Raw genomic sequence first — 2510 nt, 5'->3', positions numbered from 1 at the left:
TGCGTACTCATTGCTTCTGACCTGCAAGACCCGCCGGAAATGATCGAAGAGTTCGTGCAGAAGTGGGAGCAGGGCTTCAAGACGGTATTGGCCGTGAAGCCGGAAAGCGAAGAATCTCGCATGATGTTCCTGTTGCGCCGCAGCTACTATCGCTTCATCACCCGAATCTCGGAGGTTCCACTGGTCCAGAACGCCACTGGTGCAGGCCTGTTCGATCGAGTGGTGCTGGACATCCTGAAGAAGATCGATGACCCCTACCCGTACTTCAGGGGCCTGCTCTGCGAAATTGGCTTCCCCATCGCCACGGTGCCGTTCAAGCAACCGCGACGCCAACGAGGAATCACCAAGAACAACTTCTACACGCTGTACGACATCGCCATGCTTGGCATCACTAACCACTCGAAGGTGCCATTGCGCCTCATGGTCATGGGGGGCGGACTGCTGGCGGGACTCAGTCTATTGACCGCGTTCGGGTTTCTTGTAGCCAAACTGCTGTTCTGGAACTCGTTCCAGATAGGCATCGCCCCCATGCTGATTTCCCTGTTCTTCTTCAGTTCGGTACAGATATTGTTTTTGGGCATGTTAGGGGAATACCTGGGTTCGGTGCATACCCAGATGCGCAACATGCCGTTGGTGGTTGAATCTGAACGCGTAAATTTTGATTGATTTCGTGGATGACTGGCAATCGTGACATCAAATAGTAAACCACTTAAAAAGCCAAATTACATTCGGAACGGCCGCTGAAATTATTGCTAGCAGTACTCGTGGGGGCGAAGGGACAGCACACCACCTAGTTAGCACTAAACTGCGCGTCGACAAGGAGAGAACGTCTATGAATAAGAAAGAAAACATCAACAGATATCGACGATCGGGATCGCCGTAGTTGTTGCCGCCATCTGTGCTGCGAGGCACACAATCGGCTCATTCCCACTGCCCCCATAAGGTTCATACAATGACGGATCAATCAAAGCTCAAGACGAGCCATTTTCTGCTTGGCGCATGCATTCTTTCTTTTCTCACTTTTTGGTTCGCCCGATACATCCAGAACGGCAGCCTTGATCTCGTCCAACACCTTCTTCTGGTCGATGAATTGGCGAAGCATGCCGGAGTTCGAACCGACGCTTTTCAGCACATCTCAACGATGGCGTTCTATCCGCCGGCAGCTCATTGGATGGCGACGATTATCGGATGGATCGGTGGCTCTGGACTTGTGGGAATCACGATTGTCACTATTGCCTCAGTCTATCTCTGCTACGTGCTCATCATTTCTCTTGTCGGGGCCAGTTCGCCGACGCGCATATTGCTGTTAGCGCTCGCTTTCCTGCTGCTGAGATTCACCCGCTCTCAAATAGGCTGGGAAGTGGTCACCAACTTCTTCTACCCTCAACTCGTCGCTGATGTGATGTATTTCGGCATTCTCCTCTGGGTCTCAAAGAATCGAGAATATTGGAAACAAACTATCTCATTCTTACTTGCCGGCCTAATCACGATGTGGATTCAACCGTTAGTCGCGGTTCATATTCTCGCCGCAGGCTGCGCCTTGATGGCATTCCAGTTGTGGAGTCGCTGGAGCGAAGAAGCGTTTCCGCGCGTTAGGAATACTGCCAATCTCGCAGCGCTAGTCATTGGGTCTGCCGTGATTGTTTTGGCTAATCCGGCATTCAAACTCATGCGAGAGATTTCAGCCAATGATGGCTATTTGAGTTTTGGGTACAGTTCGATTTTGCTGGTTGCTCTCATATGCGCGGCAATAGGTGCTTGGAACTTGCGGCGATACTGGTGCGGTAAGGCTGAATATGTCGATGCGATTCTAGGTTCCGCCGTAGTGGCAGCAGTCGGACTGACCGTCCTCCAATTTGCCCTACTAAAGCTGCATGGTGATGGCTCGGAGTACGCTATCAAGAAGCACATGTTCATCGTCTTGACACTCGGCATGATGAACACCGTTCGTGTCATTGCATCGTACTTTCCGATCAGCAAGATAACTCTGACGCCGGGTGTAGTCACACCTATTCTAGCGGGATTCGCTTCGATCTTTGTGCTTAAGGGGTACGATACACCGGTCGCGCCGATCGTTAATGCATTGGCATATGCGAACCATGCTGCTGAATATCAATTGGCTGATTTCACCCCTGGTAACACGGTATCCAATGACAGTACGCTACCGCTGGTGGGAAATTTGATAGTTTCGCTGACAGCGTTTCAGCATTCTTTTGATGCCCGTGCAGTATCATGGCAAAACGGAGCGGAGATTGCGGAAGGGGCGAAGTATGTGATGATTCGGCACACTCCGTACATCGACAAAATATGCGATACACGATTTTCGGAAACCGCAACCTACGTGGTTGTCGATCCTTCGTGCTTAAAGCAATATTTTCCGGGCGAACCACTCAGCTTCGCTCCAGGTGGAAATGCTTGGTTATATGCATCAAACGGATGGGGTCGCGCAAAGGAATGGGGCGCATGGTCACTTGGCGATGTCGGCGGTTCAATCGTGTTATCTGTTCCAC

2 protein-coding genes are annotated in these 2510 nt (G+C 51.2%); both read left to right on the top strand.

The genetic code is table 11. The annotated features are described in order from the left end of the window. Nucleotides 1-666: glycosyltransferase (locus AC1DRJ_RS24310; RefSeq protein ID WP_477804395.1), on the top strand; the 666-nt coding region annotated here is incomplete at its 5' end. A gap of 286 nt (nt 667-952) precedes the next feature. Beyond that, on the top strand, nt 953-2510 hold a 1558-nt coding region (locus tag AC1DRJ_RS24305; protein WP_477804394.1), incomplete at its 3' end, for a hypothetical protein.

The sequence above is a fragment of the Pseudomonas sp. P5_B2 genome (assembly GCF_056400445.1).
This window is presented reverse-complemented; position numbering and strand designations above follow the sequence as displayed.